14 protein-coding genes are annotated in these 14,775 nt (G+C 54.4%); 4 read left to right on the top strand and 10 right to left on the bottom strand.

Features of this window, described 5'->3' with window-relative positions:
- Position 1: 1 nt before the first annotated feature.
- The 5 genes from DYY88_RS03040 to DYY88_RS03020 all read right to left on the bottom strand — a co-directional run bounded on the left by DYY88_RS03040 (position 2) and on the right by DYY88_RS03020 (position 3,590).
- On the bottom strand, positions 2–793 hold the full coding sequence (locus tag DYY88_RS03040) for a DUF928 domain-containing protein (protein WP_039725347.1): 792 nt from the start codon (positions 791–793) through the stop codon (positions 2–4).
- 80 nt (positions 794–873) lie between these two features.
- Positions 874–1,116, bottom strand: a complete 243-nt coding sequence (locus tag DYY88_RS03035; protein WP_039725346.1) for a hypothetical protein — start codon at positions 1,114–1,116, stop codon at positions 874–876.
- Between the two features lie 171 nt (positions 1,117–1,287).
- Positions 1,288–1,683 (bottom strand): nuclear transport factor 2 family protein, encoded by a 396-nt coding sequence (locus DYY88_RS03030; protein WP_039725345.1) that lies wholly within the window; start codon positions 1,681–1,683, stop codon positions 1,288–1,290.
- A gap of 144 nt (positions 1,684–1,827) precedes the next feature.
- The gene (locus DYY88_RS03025) at positions 1,828–2,769 is read right to left on the bottom strand and encodes a DUF6602 domain-containing protein (RefSeq protein ID WP_039725344.1); all 942 of its coding nucleotides are present in this window, start codon (positions 2,767–2,769) and stop codon (positions 1,828–1,830) included.
- A 74-nt stretch (positions 2,770–2,843) separates the two neighbouring features.
- A complete protein-coding gene (locus DYY88_RS03020) occupies positions 2,844–3,590 on the bottom strand; it encodes a bifunctional sterol desaturase/short chain dehydrogenase (RefSeq protein WP_063776152.1) in 747 nt (248 codons plus the stop codon).
- A gap of 91 nt (positions 3,591–3,681) precedes the next feature.
- On the opposite strand from DYY88_RS03020, the gene DYY88_RS03015 reads away from it, so the two are divergent.
- Positions 3,682–4,137 carry a PPC domain-containing DNA-binding protein gene (locus DYY88_RS03015; protein WP_044150919.1) on the top strand — a complete coding sequence of 152 codons (456 nt, stop codon included), beginning with the start codon at positions 3,682–3,684 and terminating at the stop codon, positions 4,135–4,137.
- Between the two features lie 165 nt (positions 4,138–4,302).
- On the opposite strand, the gene DYY88_RS03010 is transcribed toward DYY88_RS03015, so the two are convergent.
- A complete protein-coding gene (locus DYY88_RS03010; RefSeq protein ID WP_052288675.1) occupies positions 4,303–4,728 on the bottom strand; it encodes a DUF1499 domain-containing protein in 426 nt (141 codons plus the stop codon).
- 163 nt (positions 4,729–4,891) lie between these two features.
- Here DYY88_RS03010 and DYY88_RS03005 point away from each other — a divergent pair, with 163 nt between their 5' ends.
- On the top strand, positions 4,892–5,329 hold the full coding sequence (locus DYY88_RS03005; protein WP_039725342.1) for a C6orf136 family protein: 438 nt from the start codon (positions 4,892–4,894) through the stop codon (positions 5,327–5,329).
- Positions 5,330–5,547: 218 nt separating this feature from the next.
- Complete coding sequence (locus DYY88_RS03000; protein ID WP_052288217.1) at positions 5,548–6,681, top strand: S-layer homology domain-containing protein; 1,134 nt, start codon at positions 5,548–5,550, stop codon at positions 6,679–6,681.
- Positions 6,682–7,392: 711 nt separating this feature from the next.
- On the opposite strand, the gene DYY88_RS02995 is transcribed toward DYY88_RS03000, so the two are convergent.
- Entirely contained in the window at positions 7,393–9,399 is a 2,007-nt protein-coding gene (locus DYY88_RS02995; RefSeq protein ID WP_039725341.1) for a sensor histidine kinase, read from the bottom strand.
- 567 nt (positions 9,400–9,966) lie between these two features.
- On the opposite strand from DYY88_RS02995, the gene DYY88_RS02990 reads away from it, so the two are divergent.
- Positions 9,967–10,881, top strand: a complete 915-nt coding sequence (locus tag DYY88_RS02990; protein WP_039729279.1) for a circadian clock protein KaiA — start codon at positions 9,967–9,969, stop codon at positions 10,879–10,881.
- 144 nt (positions 10,882–11,025) lie between these two features.
- Here DYY88_RS02990 and DYY88_RS02985 read toward each other — a convergent pair whose 3' ends face one another.
- The 3 genes from DYY88_RS02985 to DYY88_RS02975 form a co-directional block, all read right to left on the bottom strand.
- The gene (locus tag DYY88_RS02985) at positions 11,026–13,599 is read right to left on the bottom strand and encodes an ArnT family glycosyltransferase (protein WP_044150916.1); all 2,574 of its coding nucleotides are present in this window, start codon (positions 13,597–13,599) and stop codon (positions 11,026–11,028) included.
- 250 nt (positions 13,600–13,849) lie between these two features.
- Complete coding sequence (locus DYY88_RS02980; protein WP_130199308.1) at positions 13,850–14,185, bottom strand: hypothetical protein; 336 nt, start codon at positions 14,183–14,185, stop codon at positions 13,850–13,852.
- Between the two features lie 31 nt (positions 14,186–14,216).
- Positions 14,217–14,759 carry a DUF4330 domain-containing protein gene (locus DYY88_RS02975; protein ID WP_039725339.1) on the bottom strand — a complete coding sequence of 181 codons (543 nt, stop codon included), beginning with the start codon at positions 14,757–14,759 and terminating at the stop codon, positions 14,217–14,219.
- Between the last annotated feature and the right edge of the window lie 16 nt (positions 14,760–14,775).

The raw sequence follows: 14,775 nt of genomic DNA, 5'->3' as shown, positions 1-14,775 counted from the left end.
GTTAGGGCGTTTCGACCAGGCTTCGCAGGCGATCGCTCCAGCGATTCGCGGTGCTGTTATTGGTTTCTGCTGCGAGATCAGCGATATCCAGCAGCAAGGCTTGGCGCAGAGCTTGATCGTCCACGGTGTTAGCAGCGTAGACCTGGGCCAAGGCGTCATACCAGTAACCGGCGCGGGCAAATCGGATGCCCTTTTGCCAGGGGGTCGGCGCTACAGTCTCTAGCAATGCTAAGCTGCGGGGCGGCTCAACGACAGTGATTTCGGACTCAACCCACTGAATGGCACCTGGATTATTGGCATCACAGTACCGTGTGGTTTGCCAACGATAGGTTTCACCGACTCCGAGCGGCTCAGCATCGGCTGGTAGCGTGAAGGCTTGATAGCCCGCTTCGCCGGGGAGAATTTCTTGGCTGAAAATTTCGGTTTCGCCGGTAGGGCCCTGGTGAAAGAGGGTAAATTCCAAGCGATCGGCAACGTCTTCACTGAGGTACCACACAAACGTGGGATATGCCGAGAAGGTTTGACCAGGGGTATGAAAGGCTGGGGCGAGGGCAATCATTTCACCGTTACAGCCCCGAATGCCACCCCCGGTATTCGCACCGCCCCCAGTGGAACCAGCGGGCGGATCATAGGCGCGGGCATTGCTGATGAGAACGTCGGCGGATAAGGGTGCGGGGGTAGGCGATGACTGAGCCCAAGTGGGGCTGGCGATCGCGAGCAGACAACTGATCCCGCCAGCAAAGGCGCGCAGTGCAGATAAAACGTGAGGTTGGGGCGAATGTGACACAAACATGGTGAATGAATCTCGACGTGGGCTTAGGATAACGGGTCGATCGCAGTAAGGCGAATGAAGAGTCAGGTCGATGCCTCAATTTATTTCAGCGCATCACAGAGGCGGGGCCAGATGAGGCGGCGATCGCAACGGCTCACAAAGCGCAGCAAGCGATATAGCCAAAAGCAGACCGTGATGGTCATCAAGATCGTGCTTAATCCCTGTAACCCCGGCACCGGAATACCGAGTTTGCTGAGGGTAATGATTACCGCGTCGTCAATACTACTCAGCAACACCATGGCGATCTTGGCAGTAATACTTGGGAGCTGGAGGGAGCTTTGCATGATCTTGGGGGGTGACCTTCATCTACAACAATAGATAAGCCGAGGGGGTAGCCCACTCCATCTTTCAGACAGCGCAGCGGCGGGTTTCGGTGAAGTGATTGGCACTTTTCGGCATCGCCAGTGATTTGTAGGGGGATGAGGACGCTCAAACAGGCGAGAGCGGCTGTCGGCTTACTGTCCCAGTTGGAAGACGACGCCCAGATACTCGCGGTAAGCGCAGATTTGGCCATCCCGAAGGTCGAAGGCGATCGCGGCCTGATTTTCGTATGGCTCGCTCCCCATGCGGCCTGTGGATCGCACTTCAAACACGACGGTGGTTGCATTGCTCGTGATCTGCACGACTTCCAGCGTCAGTCCACCGGGGAAGACCTGGGGCACCATGGCGAGAAAGGCCGCGATCTTTTCTTTGCCCTGGTTGTGACCTTTGAAGGGGCCAGCAGGAAACCAAAAAGTCACGTCATTGCTGAGGCGATCGAGAAAGGGTTGCCAGTCACCATTGGCGAGTCCGGCGGCAAAATCTGCAAAGGCCGCTTGGGCAATGTTCAAGATTTCTTGAAAGTCAGTCATCTAAAAAAATGCTTTGATCTGTTAACTGCCACAGCAGTTTCCGTACACATGAGATGAGGTAAGGCACTAATCCTGAAACCCTTGCTACCAATAAACCTCAGATTCAAACTTTCACTCACTAGACTGATTATTGCCGTACAAATTTCATTTCAGCTTGTACACGCTTTCTTTAGGGATGTCATTATAAAGATCCTTCTCACTTATTGCGGGAAAAATCATAACTGCATCTCTCAAAAGCTTAGCTATTGAAATATTATTGATGATAGATTGCAATCCAGGTTGCTTAGTGTAGTACAAGCCGGGACTGTAATTATTATTTATTGATCTTTGAATTTCGTGTTCAAAAACAGAGTAAGTATGGTCTAAATCCAAGTTTTTGCCAGCAGTCTTATAAGCTTCAAACATGAATTTGACATCCCTTTGATTAAAGCCTCTAACTCTTCGCAAAACCATCCCCTCTCCTAAAACAAAGATTCCATCAATGGAGAATAATTGCCAGGATCTATCTTGAGGCCACCTGGACTTAGTGCAATCGACTCTTACTTGCAAGGGGAAATCAGAAATGTCCGAATAAAATTCAATCAAGCAATCAAAGATGTCATCTGGAAAACAATCGCTTTTTTTATCGAAAAAGAATGCATACTTCTTGATCTGGCAGTTTTGCAGAAGAGGAGTTCGGACAAATTCGAGGATTGTATCAAGTGAGCTCAGAGCTTTAAGCATGCTTTTTCTATTGAAAGTGCTTTTAACTTCTACGACAGCACGACAAGCCTCAGGTGGTACGATCACAAATTCTTCATCCTGAAATACAGGCGAAAATTCATGCGAATCCCATATGATAATGTCAATTTGTTTGGACTTGATAGGATTTCCCTGTTCATCAGAAGCCAAGATGAATCCAGTGCTAACCTCAAATTTTTTCGGTATCGTGTTCCGGATAAGCTTCCTCAATATCGACTCTTTGTAATTTCCTACACTTAGCCAATGATCTCTGCCTATCAATGTGTCCAAGCGCTTCATCTGGCTCTTTAATTCATAACTATAGGATGAGAAGAAACTATCAAAGAAATTTTCTTTATTATTCATGAGTCTAAATATTTATAGTTTTAGAAGTTCTGGAAAATTCTGATTTTAAGAGACAGCTTAAATGTGACTGGTAGCTATGATCGCGAAAACAATCGAAAGTACAGTGACTGGGCCGTTTCTTTGAGGGGAAAGGCCACAAACGTGAGGGGATTGATGGTGACGATAATGTTGCGGCGATCGCGCTTGGCCCGAGCAATCACCCCTTTCGCGACCCGATCAGCAGACATCACCCCGACGGGATTCAAGTTGCTTTTAAAGGGGCCGAGGATGATTTTGCGAATCGTGCAGGGGGCATCCTGGCGTTTCAGGGTGATCAGATCGCCGATGAGCCGTTTCGAAATTTCGTAGAGGGGGCTGAGGGCAGGACCGACCTCCGCTTCGGAAGTGTTGACCCAAATTTCTTTGTCGGTCGGGTCGGCGTGAGCCGCGATGAAAGTATCCATCAGGGCGAGAACAGACAGGCTGTTGATCTCCAGGGATTTGGCGATCGCGGTCGCAGTGCGATCGCCGTGGACATTGATGCCGTGGTTAATCACCAAAATATCCACCTCTCGGAAAACTGCTTGCAACTCGGCCTCGTGACCTGCCTGCCAGGACACCACTCGCACGTCGTCGACAAAATCCGCTTGGGGCGAAGTGGTGAGGGCGATCGCGGTGGCCCCTTGGTGCTGCAATTCGGTAATCAGCGCGCGGCCCATGGTGCCCGACGCGCCGGTCACGGCCACCACTTTATTTTGAAATGAAAGCGATTTGCCCATCAGTCTGGAGAGAGGGTGAAATGCTGAACCGCGTTCGTGCCGCAGCGGCAGAATGCTTCCCATAGTATCCGTCATTGGCCGGGGCTTCGGCGCAGGATGGCGCTTGGGTGCCAGTGTGCTTTACAACTGAAACCATCGGATTGGAAAGGTGACCATGGCTCACTCCGCTGTCGCAGCAACTGCCCTGACCCCCTATTGCCTGCGACTCTCACCGGGCGATGATCTAAAGCAATGCCTGCAAAGCTTTACTGAATCGCAGGCGATCGCGGCGGGGTGCATTTTGACGACGGTAGGCAGCTTGCAGCAGGCGAGCTTGCGCTTTGCCGGACAAGATCGCGCCACGCTTCTCACTGGGCGCTTTGAAATCGTGTCGCTGGTGGGCACCCTGTCGCCCGAAGGCCTGCACCTGCATTTGGCGATCGCAGATAGCCAAGGCCAAATGATCGGCGGCCACGTCATGCCGGGCTGTTTGATTTACACCACAGCGGAAATTGTCGTGGGAGGACTGTCAGGGGTGACCTTCCAGCGGCGGTTGGATGCCCAAACGGGATATCGGGAATTGGAGATCGCCGGCGGCACACCCGATGAATCCACCCGCCTGACGGATTGATGTTTAACCCCCCGTTTGGTTGACCGATATCCCGGTAGGGGCGAGGCATTTTCTGAATAACATTTCGGTCAAAACCAAAGGGTGACAACGAAAATGCCTCGCCCCTACGATTGCATTGCGGACCAATATTCAATGCCCGTGATCGCAGCGCGGTTGACCCGTGGGTTACGCCGCAAAGGCAGCGCGAATGGCCTCAATGCGCTTGCGGTTTACCCCCAGGTCGGACTGGCCCAGTCGCGACGCCGATCGCACATGAATCGTGCCCGGTTCCGCCAGCGAAAAGTAGAATTCCACATCATCCACAAAGCCCATCAGCTTGCTGGTGAACTCGGCATAGAGGTAGGTGTCGGTTTGTTCGATGACTTCGCTGCCTTCCTGGGCTGCCACCACTTCGCGTAGTTTGGCGACGGCAGTGGCCATGTCACTGTCATAGGTCAGAGGGGCGATCGCGTGTTCCGCATCTTCTTCCCCCTGGCTCACGACGCAGTTGGGACTGCTGGGGCAAGCGGCCAAACGGCCCTCTTTTACCCCAATGTTGCTAGGGCGCGAACCGCTAAAAAGAGCTTTGAATCCAGGTAGTGCAGCAATCATCGGTGAAGTCTCCGCGTGGGCAGATGAGGGTAATCCAAAAATCAATAATGCTCCGAGTAGACTCGCCAGCACAAACGTCTTAAAGACCTTAACCATAAGATGGAATCGGACCGGGTGAACGACAATATTCACTGAGCAGTGTAGCGGACTGAGAGGGCGAAAGATGGCGATCGCGGTAGATTATGAGCCGATTCTGGCGACCTTGCGGGCCGACCTGCCCACCTTGTTTGAGCAAGATATTTCCTACGACATTTACACCCGCGACATCTGCTTCAAAGACCCCGTTAACCAGTTCAAAGGCAAGCTGAACTATCGCATCATTTTTTGGACCCTGCGCTTCCACGGTCGTCTCTTCTTCAGTGATTTGCACTTTGATGTGCACGAGGTGCGCGTAGCCGACGAGCTCACCATTCGCGTCGATTGGACTGTGCGCGGCACCCTGCGCCTGCCCTGGCAGCCCCGCCTCTTCTTTAACGGCTATTCCCTCTATGCCTTGAACGAAGACGGCAAAATTTATGATCACCGCGACACCTGGGACCGATCGCCAGGCGAAATTCTCCAACAATTCTGGCGGGGTTCAGACGAGCAACCGACTCCGTAAGTTCCGCAAACGCGAGCAATATCAAACACCTGCAACTCGTACTTAATTTCGGGAACATCAGCAAAGATTGTTGGTCAATAGCTGCAAAGGTAGGGCGCGCTGCCGCTAGCAATTGCAACTGCAATCAAAACGTTAGCTATCACCAGAAAATTTCCGCTGCTGGAAGTTTTCGACTGATTTTGCTGAAAATTTTCAACCAAATTGTGGGTAACTGAATCATGAGCCAGATTGTTTATCGTTTGCTGCTGAACGGTACATCTCTTGCCACGCTCCTCGCGCTGTTTGCGCCTCTCTTGTCGCCATTCGCTGCCTTATCACTGGTGACCGATGCGGCCACCGCTGCCACCCTTGAGGCCAATGCCGACGCAGGGCAAGTCGCAGAACTGCCCGAAGACCAACTCAAGGACGACGATGGGGATGATGACGACTATGACGACGATGGGGATGACGACGACGACGATGATGACGACGATGACGACGATGACGACGATGATGATGACGATGGCTATGAGCGCGTAGAAACCGAAGTCATTCGCGAAACCACCACGACTACAACCGTCACCGAAGTCACCTATACCGACATTTCAACGGATTACTGGGCGGGCGACTTTATTTACCGACTCGCCTCCATTAACGTGGTTTCGGGCTATCCCGATGGCGAATTTTTGCCCAATACTTATCTCACCAAGGCCCACTATGCGGCCATGGTGACCAAAGCATTCAACAAAACTGCGGTGCGCGAGGTGGTCAATATTCGCAATGTCTCCCAGTACTACTGGGCCTACGATGCACTGCGTGAAGCCTATGCCGAAGGGTGGATCGATCTGGCCGATGACGATACCTTTGACCCCGAATCGACCCTGACCAAGCTGGAAATGTGGGTGATGCTGGCGCGATCGCTCGGCTATACCGAAATCACCTCGACCACGACCACGGTGGAAGAAATCCTCAGTGTCTTTGATGATGCCGACACCATTCCGGTGGAATATCGCGAGATTGTTGCGGCCTTGGTAGAACGGGGCATCATCGTCAACTATCCGGTGGTCACCGAATTAAATCTCTTTGAATTGGTGACTCGCGCCGAAGCGTGCTCTTACTTGTATCAAGCGATGGCGAGTATGAATCTCGTGGACATGTTCTATTCGCAATACATCGTGGATGTGGTGGGTTTCTTTGAGACAGTGGAGACCACGACCACCACGACTGAGACAAACACAGTCATTGTTGACGACGACGACGATGATGACGACGACGATCGCCGCCGCAACTGCAATCAGGGCCGAGGCAATGGCTCCGAAGGCTGTGATCCGGGCAACTCTCGCCCCCACGGCGGCAGCAACGATGGTGACTAACACTGTAGAGGGGCGGTGCTGACGAGCTGCCTGAGCAGCAAATTCAGGGCTAACCCTCCACCAAGCACAGTTGCATATTCACTTAAGCGGCGATCGCTCCTAACAATCCGTGGGCGATCGCCGCTTTGCCATTAGCTAAATCCCGCCAAGATTAGCAACACTCCAGCACCTAAAGCAATCAGCGCTAAGACTAATCCCGCATTCGGACTGCCTTTCCAGGAATAGTTTTTTTCTTCAGGCATGAGAAATCCTCGTTTCTGCACGGTTCCATTGTGACACCTCCTGCTGGACCGACCAGGGAAAGGCCGACAACGACATAGGGGATAACCCAATTCCTGACGGCGCAACAACGTCTGCCGCTGCAAGGCGTCTCTTTGACCGCAAGAGACCGGCAACAGGGATGCTCAGTCCGTCACATGATTTGGCAACGTCGGGATGGGGCATCGGGGATTTTGGTGGAGCGATCGCCCTCCCCATCAACGGGGTGCTTTAAATATGAAAAACCGAGCTGGATCGCCTTCTAAAAGGAGTTCCAGCTCGGCTCGTGCTCAAGGAGCACACGCGAGTCTACAGGATGTCTACATACTCGCTTAGCCCCTGAGGAACGACAACGGGGAAAAGTTCAGTTAAATTCAGGTGATTGCTCCTGAAGTTCAGGTTGTGCATGTCTGACTCGTGATTTGTCCATGGCTGTCGCTCGGCCACGCTCAGTTAACTCGTGCTTTCGGTGGCGGCAACTTGCAGCACTTGCACTAACCAGGCCGACATGCGCTCCGCCGATTCGGGCGTATTCCACGCCGTTTCGGCGACCAGGCAGGGAAACACTGACAATTGAGCGATCGCATGGGCGGCCTGAGTGGCCCCCATGGTCAGCGTAATCAGGGGCAGTGCGGTTAATTCGCTGAGTTGACTCAACGTTTGCAGGTAAGTCTGCGGATCGACTATTTCCGGGTCGAGTACCGCTACATCCGGTCGCCACACTCGCTTGAGTAAACTGGCCTGCTGCAAGTCATCGACCTCTAAGACCCGACAGCCAAAATCATGAAAAACATGGGGGAATTTAGGGTTAGGCGAAGCGGTTTGTTCTTCTGATCGCAAATATAAAATCGTCAGGCGACTTGGTGCTGGCAGGGTCGTGGGCGGTTGTAGCAACACGCTGCCCAACCCATCCGTTGGCCATAGCAGTTCTCGATCAACGGGCAGTTCACCCAAATAAGCCGAAAGATGCGGCGGCACCAGCGCAATAAGTAACTGATTATTAGCCGCCAAACCAGCCTTCAGCGTTTGCAAATCTTCCCGCATTTGCTGCGATTGCAGCAGCACCAAAACTGCCGCCACGGGCAAGTGGGCGGCTATCTCCATCGCGGCTTGGCTGTGCGTTGTGATCAACAACTGATAATTCAACTGATTGGCCTGTTGCCAAAGCCGGGCGAGTGAATCGGACTCGAACGGGGCCACCACCAGCAAAAAGCGACTGCTTCTAGTGGCATCGGGCAGGGGTGAAATGGGCAGCAGTAAAGTGGGCCGAATGACGGTTTCTGTGTCGTGATGCACGGTCATTACGAGTTCGCCTTGGTGCAGTTGGGCGAGTTTGCGCACGAGCAACCACTCTAGCCAATGCCCCATTTCGGCGGATAAGGGGGTGGCCGCCGCCGGAGCCGCCGCAAACGGGCGAATCGTCATGGCCTGTGATAGATGCTCTAGGGCAAAGCGATCGGTCATACCCGATATGGCAAATCCCAGCCAGTTGTCCCACTGCACAATATCGAGCAGGCGAGATTCTCCTGCGGGGACTGCGTCGCGATTAACCAAAGCGGTTTGCATCAGACAGCTGAGCATTTGCCGCAGGCGCACCTCGTCGGCCACCAATGTGAGCGGGGGAGAGGCGCTCTGTAACGCGAGAGGAACGGATAAACCCGGAGTGTGTTGTTCAAGTCCCGCCCTAAGAGCGGCTTGGCTGTAAGCTTCGGCCCAAAGGGAGGATAAATCAATCACTTGAGGCACCAGGCGCAGGGTGCCGCTTTCGATTCGCCCTAGATCCACCAGGGTGTTGACCCAGGCGGCCAATCGCCGACAATGCTGCTGAATCAGGCCGGTATAGCGGATTTGCCGGGGCGTGAGATTTTCGCTCCCCATTTTGAGCAGACTGGATAAGCCTAACAGCGAGGTCAGCGGCGTTTTGAGCTCGTGCCCCAGGTAGGTGAGCAACGCCGTCTGACTCTGCGACGCCATAGAGTCTGGTGCTGGGGGCGCGATCGCCTCCGCATCAGCCGCTTGGGCAACGGCTGCCGACCGCACGATATTAGCCAACAGGCGAGGAATATCTAACATGCCCTGGTAGCGACCCTGATGGTCGACCACGGCCCAAGGCTGATCGGGTGCCGTCACCACCTGTTGAATGACCGTGTCTAGGGGTGTTTGTTGTTCAATCAGATGCAGCTCATCGGCAATTTCATCGATTTGGGCGGTTTCTGTGACCGGGGCGGATGAAGCCTTGAGATGGTTTGAGACGGGGGGCATTAACGCTGCATTCGACGTTTGGTTGAGCTGCAGCAGTTGGCTCAACGATAGGCCATAAATGGGAGCGTGCTCTTGATCCATCAATACCAAATAGTCGCCCTGACTCGCTAAGCAATCGGCTAGCCAGCGGCTCGGGGGTGCAGTTACCACGCTAGCCGGCATTAACCGGATGAATTCAGCCAGCGATGGCAGTGTCATATGGGAACCAAGACCTCATGAACAAACGCGGCGAAATGCTGAAGACAGCTTCAGAATATGGCTTAGATAAGGGTATGGGCGATCGCTCCGCCGGGCGATCGTTGACCCCAGCGCCACCTTTTCCAACGAAGATACCAATGGCCCATTGCTAATATCGATCATCATCATCGATCAACAGGGCAGATTTTCAACCGATCAACGGCGCTCATAAAACGAATAATGATCATTGCCACTAAGCTCGTCGAGGTTTACGGTACGCTTAATTTAAGAAATGCAAACATCGTAGGCTGTCAGGCGCTCATGTCAACTTATGGATCTGTCGTTCATACCGTTGTATAAACCTCACCATAGATTCACCGAGGTCCGACTGTTTCAGTAGCATAACCAGGATTAGACGTTTGTGCTGAAACAGCTGCTCTATGCCCTGACGGCATACTAATCCCCTTGCATCAAGGATGAGATAGAGAGTGTTTCAGTTCTCATCTGATTGTGCCGCAGGAGTGATCCCCTTGTTGCCAAGTCAACTGTTCTAACCGAGTTCCTGATTATTTGAGAGAGTTGAAACCCTTGCATGCACATTTTCTAGTTGGCGGCTTTACCCCCAGTGGCTCGCTGCAACACGCCTTAGAAACCGTGCTGGATAAGCGCACCTATCAAGTTTATACGGATCCGGAAATCACTTCTTTTCTGCAATGGGCGCAGCAAAATCGCCATCGTATTGATTGCTTAGTGCTGGAATTTTCATCGGACTTGGCCACGCCGCTCGAGCAACTCAAGGAGCAAGATATTTTGCTGCCAGTGCTGCTGGTTGATTTGGCGAGTAATGTGGTGTGCGATTCGGACGCTGAAGACCACGCCCCGACTAACGTCATCCAAGTTTCAGCGAGCTGCCAAACCCTGGCCGTTAGCTATCACGAAAAGGTGATTTGTGTGGCCGCCTCTGATTTAAGACAGCTCGATAACTACATCCAACAGGCCATTAGTCAGTTTCTCAAGCTGCCGTATGGGCAGCCTGCTACTGAAGATGTAGCTCCCCCGTCGGCTGATGATCCTCACTTCACCTTGAGTTTGCAGCAGCAGCGCCTCGCCGAGAAGCTGCGCGAACGGTTGGGATATATGGGGGTGTTTTATAAGCGTGATCCGAGCAATTTTGTCCGAAACCTGGACCCAGAGCAACGAGCGGCTCTGTTTGCCCAACTCCGCAAAGACTATCGCCTGTTGGTGCTGTCCTATTTCAAAGACAACAGTTCTTTGAATGACAAGATCGATAGCTTGGTCAACACGGCTTTTTTTGCCGATGTCTCAGTTTCTAAAATTGTCGAAATCCACATGGAGCTGATGGAGACTTTTGCGAAGCAGCTGAAGCTGGAAGGTCGGAGCGAAGAGATTTTGCTCGACTACCGCTTGACGCTGATTGATGTGATCGCCCATCTCTGTGAGATGTATCGCCGCTCCATTCCCCGCGAAACCTTTGAGCGTTAGGGCTGGAGCATTAGGGACGGGTTAGCGGCGACTGGTTCCCCTAGGATGTTCGGGGTATTACAGATGGCTCAATGGGGATACTCGGAGCCTGGAAGCGATCGCCCACCGAGTCACCCGCACGAAGATTGCTCCGCCATCGTCGGCTCATTCAGCGTCAGCATTGAGTAACGCGATCGCCTGTTGCCCGGCTTGCCAGGCGCTCCAGAGGTTGCCTTGCATCAACGCCGCGATCGCACTCAAGCCTTGAATTTCTGGCACATCAGGAGCCATGGCCAAAGCGGGAGCTAGCGCTGCCTGAGCCGCGCGAGGTCGCCAAGCATACAGATTAACGAAGCCTAAATAGGCATGGACATAGGGATTGGCGGCATCTTGCTGGGCCAAGAGCTCTAGGGATGCGATCGCCTCATCGACCTTGAGTTGCAAGACCTGTGAGAGAACGAGCCCGTAACCATAGTTCACAGCATCGTCGGGACCCTCCCAGCGGCGCTGCAGGCTCTGCTCAGCCTGGACTAAATAGTTTTGGATTGGATCGTATAGATTCAACCGCCCAATGGGATCAAAGACCTCGTCCAAATAGTCGGGGCCCAGGGGCAAGAGTTGGCTGACTTCGCGTAGTTGCGTCACCCAATCTACCTCCGGAGCCGCGATGCTGGCCGCTGTGGGAGATAGCGCGATCGCCGTTGCCGGAATTGACAAGGGCGCCGATTCGCGACCCGCTTTATCCACATAGCGGGCGACTAAGCGGTAATTGCCTGCGGGAGTCATCGCTGGGGGCAAGGTCGCCGTTCGTTCAATGATTTGGAAACATCCGTCAGGGTTGATTTCTGCCGCACTGAGTGTGGTTTGCTGCGGTTGGATGGGATGGGGCCGCAGGGTGCCTAAGCCAATCCCGTGATCATGAATCCAGGGCCGCACGACCGAACTTGCTTCTGTCGCAGTGGGCTCCCAGGTCAGCACGGCCAGCCCGGTTCTGAGGGCGGCCCAACGGCCCACCCATTGATAAGTCACGGGAATCGGTTGCCCCGGCGGCACTGCCGTGGGGACATCAATCCGACGAAGCTGTGGGATATCACTGGTGCAGGCCGTTTCTGGCAATGTGGTCACTGTCACGGGCAACTGCTGCCGTCGATAAAGGTAGAGGCGGGTGGCATTGGGCAAATCCCAAGTCTGGTCGATCGCAAAGTCGGGACTGGCTGCTAACAGATTGACCAGTTGGGCTTGTTCATCCTCAGGGCTGGCTGGCGGCGGCCAAGGCGCGTCGATCGCCCCTTGCGCGTAAAACCAGGAGAGCGATCGCAGATCTTGCTCATGTTTGCTGGGGCGACTGCCCACCTGCCGTCCATACACCTGATAGTCGGCCAGCTTGCCGTAGTAGCTGACGGTGTGCTGATTAAACGCCGCTGTGGATTGCAGCCCCCCCACGGTGGAAAGCTGGTAGGGCTGGGTTTGGGCCACCTGGGCGATCACCTCATCGTGGGGGTAAGGCTCGCCCAGGTAGGGATAAAAGGTCGCGTTGGGGGCAAGGGTCTGGCTCACCCAATCCAAACTGGGCAATCCCGTGGGAAACAGGGTGAGTAAAGCCGTCAACAGTCCCACCAGATAAGTTGCAGTCGTCACCCAGGGCCATTTGCGCCACCAGCAGGCCAAGCCCCAGGCGAGCAGGACCGAGATCGCGGGCAACACCGGGGCAATGTATCGCAAGTCCTTGTTGACAATGCCCGACCACAGCACATACCCCCCGACGATGTAGGCCAGTAGCCAGAGTCGTCCCGCTGGAGTGCCGTCTAGCTGCAAGGTTGATTTGCGACCAGGTAACAGGCCCACGGCCCACAGCACCAACCCCACTAACGGCACAATGAGCAGCCCCCAAGAAATAGCCGAGGGCAGATCACGCCAGTAATACGTCCAAGCGGCGACGGTGTTGAGCATGGGGTCGCCTTCCGCTTGGGCCGAGGCGACATTCGTATTGCCGATAATGCTGAACTGAAACAGCCAGTTAACCGAAAGCCACGGCAGCATGACGCCCAGTGTTAACAGGCCCGCGACCACGAGTTGCAGTAAGCGCCCCCAACGACGCCGCCAAAGCGTAGCGAGTACGACCCAGAGTAAGGGCACCAGCAAAAATAATAGGGCTGACTGCTTCGTCATTAATGCCAGCCCGTAGCTCAGGCCAAAGGCCCCGGCCCAAAGCCATTGCCGCAGTGGTGACTGTGCATCGCGCCACACCGTGAGGCTCCAAAGACTCGCCACCACCAGCGCGGTCAGGGCATAGTCAAGCTGAAAATCTAACGAAAGTTTGACGAGTCGCGGCATCAACAGGACGAGGCCGACTGCCAGCAAGCCGATTTGGGGACTGAAGAGATGCCGCCCGAGGCCGTAGGTCGCGATGAGCAAAATCAGCCCAAAGATGGCATTCGCGACGATCGCGATATCTGCGCCCGGACCGAACACCGTATGCACCCCCGCGGTCACCAAATACAGCACCGGGGGATATTTTGGGGAAAGCATCCACAAATGACGCAGGCCGTCAGCAGTCCACCAGGAACTGTGGGGCAGCGTCCACCAAAAGTTCATCGAGAGCGACAAATGCTCGGCCTGATCCCAGGCGGGGGGCGTGCGGTCGAGCATGATCCAGATGGCCGCGATCGCGATCGCGCCGCCCCACAGCACTCCTATCCGTACGATATCTTCGACCCAGCTAGTTGGCGCTTTCGCCATGGTGATGGCTGCCTCACAATCTCCCAGCCCGTATTGTAAGTCGCTGGGGAACAGGTGCTGCTCGGATGGTGGGAGGCCCAGCCGCTCAGGGTGGCCAGGTGACTTTGACCCAGGAGCCCGCTCAAAAGGGGAAAATGTCAGGTGGGCTGAGGCATCAGGATTTGATGAAAACCAAGTTTTGTCGGGCCGGTATTTTGTCTGCACTGGAGCAGCCGAGACAGCTGTCTACACATCATTAAATCCCCATGCCTTAGTGCGATCGCCAACTGCGATAGAGGGCCACGCCAAACAATCCCACGCCCCAGAGAACGAAATTCACTGCGAACCAGGCCATCCACGTTAGCAGGTGCCCCATCAATGCCCAGGCACCCACCGTCATGCGCACCAAATACTGGCCCAGGGAACACGGATGAGGCGGAATATCGGGTGGCGCGGGGGGACAACTGCCCGTTTGGATCACCGCGATCGCGCCCGGCAGAATCCACGACAGGCTGATCAGCACGGGCGGCACCAGCATCGAGAGTAAGAACAAGGCAACCCACCGATTGAGGTGGGACGATCGCTTGATAGAGCGTGAACCAGCCATGTTCGTGAGCCCGAACGTCAACGGCCCTAGCCTAACTTTCGGCGTCTAAAATGCGCACCCCCACCGTGCTGGTGTAAAAGCTGTAAAGGTCGCCTTCAATTTGGATTTGCGTGCCGATTTTGACCGGGCTGTTGCCGACGACCGGGCCGTTATCGGTGATCAGGGCATCATCGGCCAGGGTGATCAGCAAATCAATGGTGTAGTCCATCTCTGGGCGCGGATCGGGAAAGGACTTGACGGTGCCATCGGGTTGCGGCACCGCTTGGCTACGCGGTAGCTGCTGCACGTCTTGGATGCGCACTTCGCCGTGGGGCTGGTTGCGAATGATGACGTTCGTCGTTTCGGACTCTTGCAGCATTTGGAAGAAGCCTTCCGGATCAGACACCGTTAAGCCCCGCACCATGACATCCACTTCTACGGGGCGAGTATTGCCGCCGCCCACTTGGGCCACGGAGCCTCCGGTTCCTGGAAAGATGAAAATTCCCACTAACACCATCAAAATGATGAGAGCGGCTCCAATATCTAACAAGCTGACTTTGCCAAACAGCCGACCTTTAGCGTCCAAAATTTGCATTGTGAGACTTTCCTCT

The sequence above is a fragment of the Leptolyngbya iicbica LK genome, from assembly GCF_004212215.1.
GTDB classification, from domain to species: domain Bacteria; phylum Cyanobacteriota; class Cyanobacteriia; order Phormidesmidales; family Phormidesmidaceae; genus Halomicronema; species Halomicronema iicbica.
The sequence above is the reverse complement of the archived record's forward strand: the minus strand, read 5'-3'. Positions and strand labels throughout refer to the sequence as shown.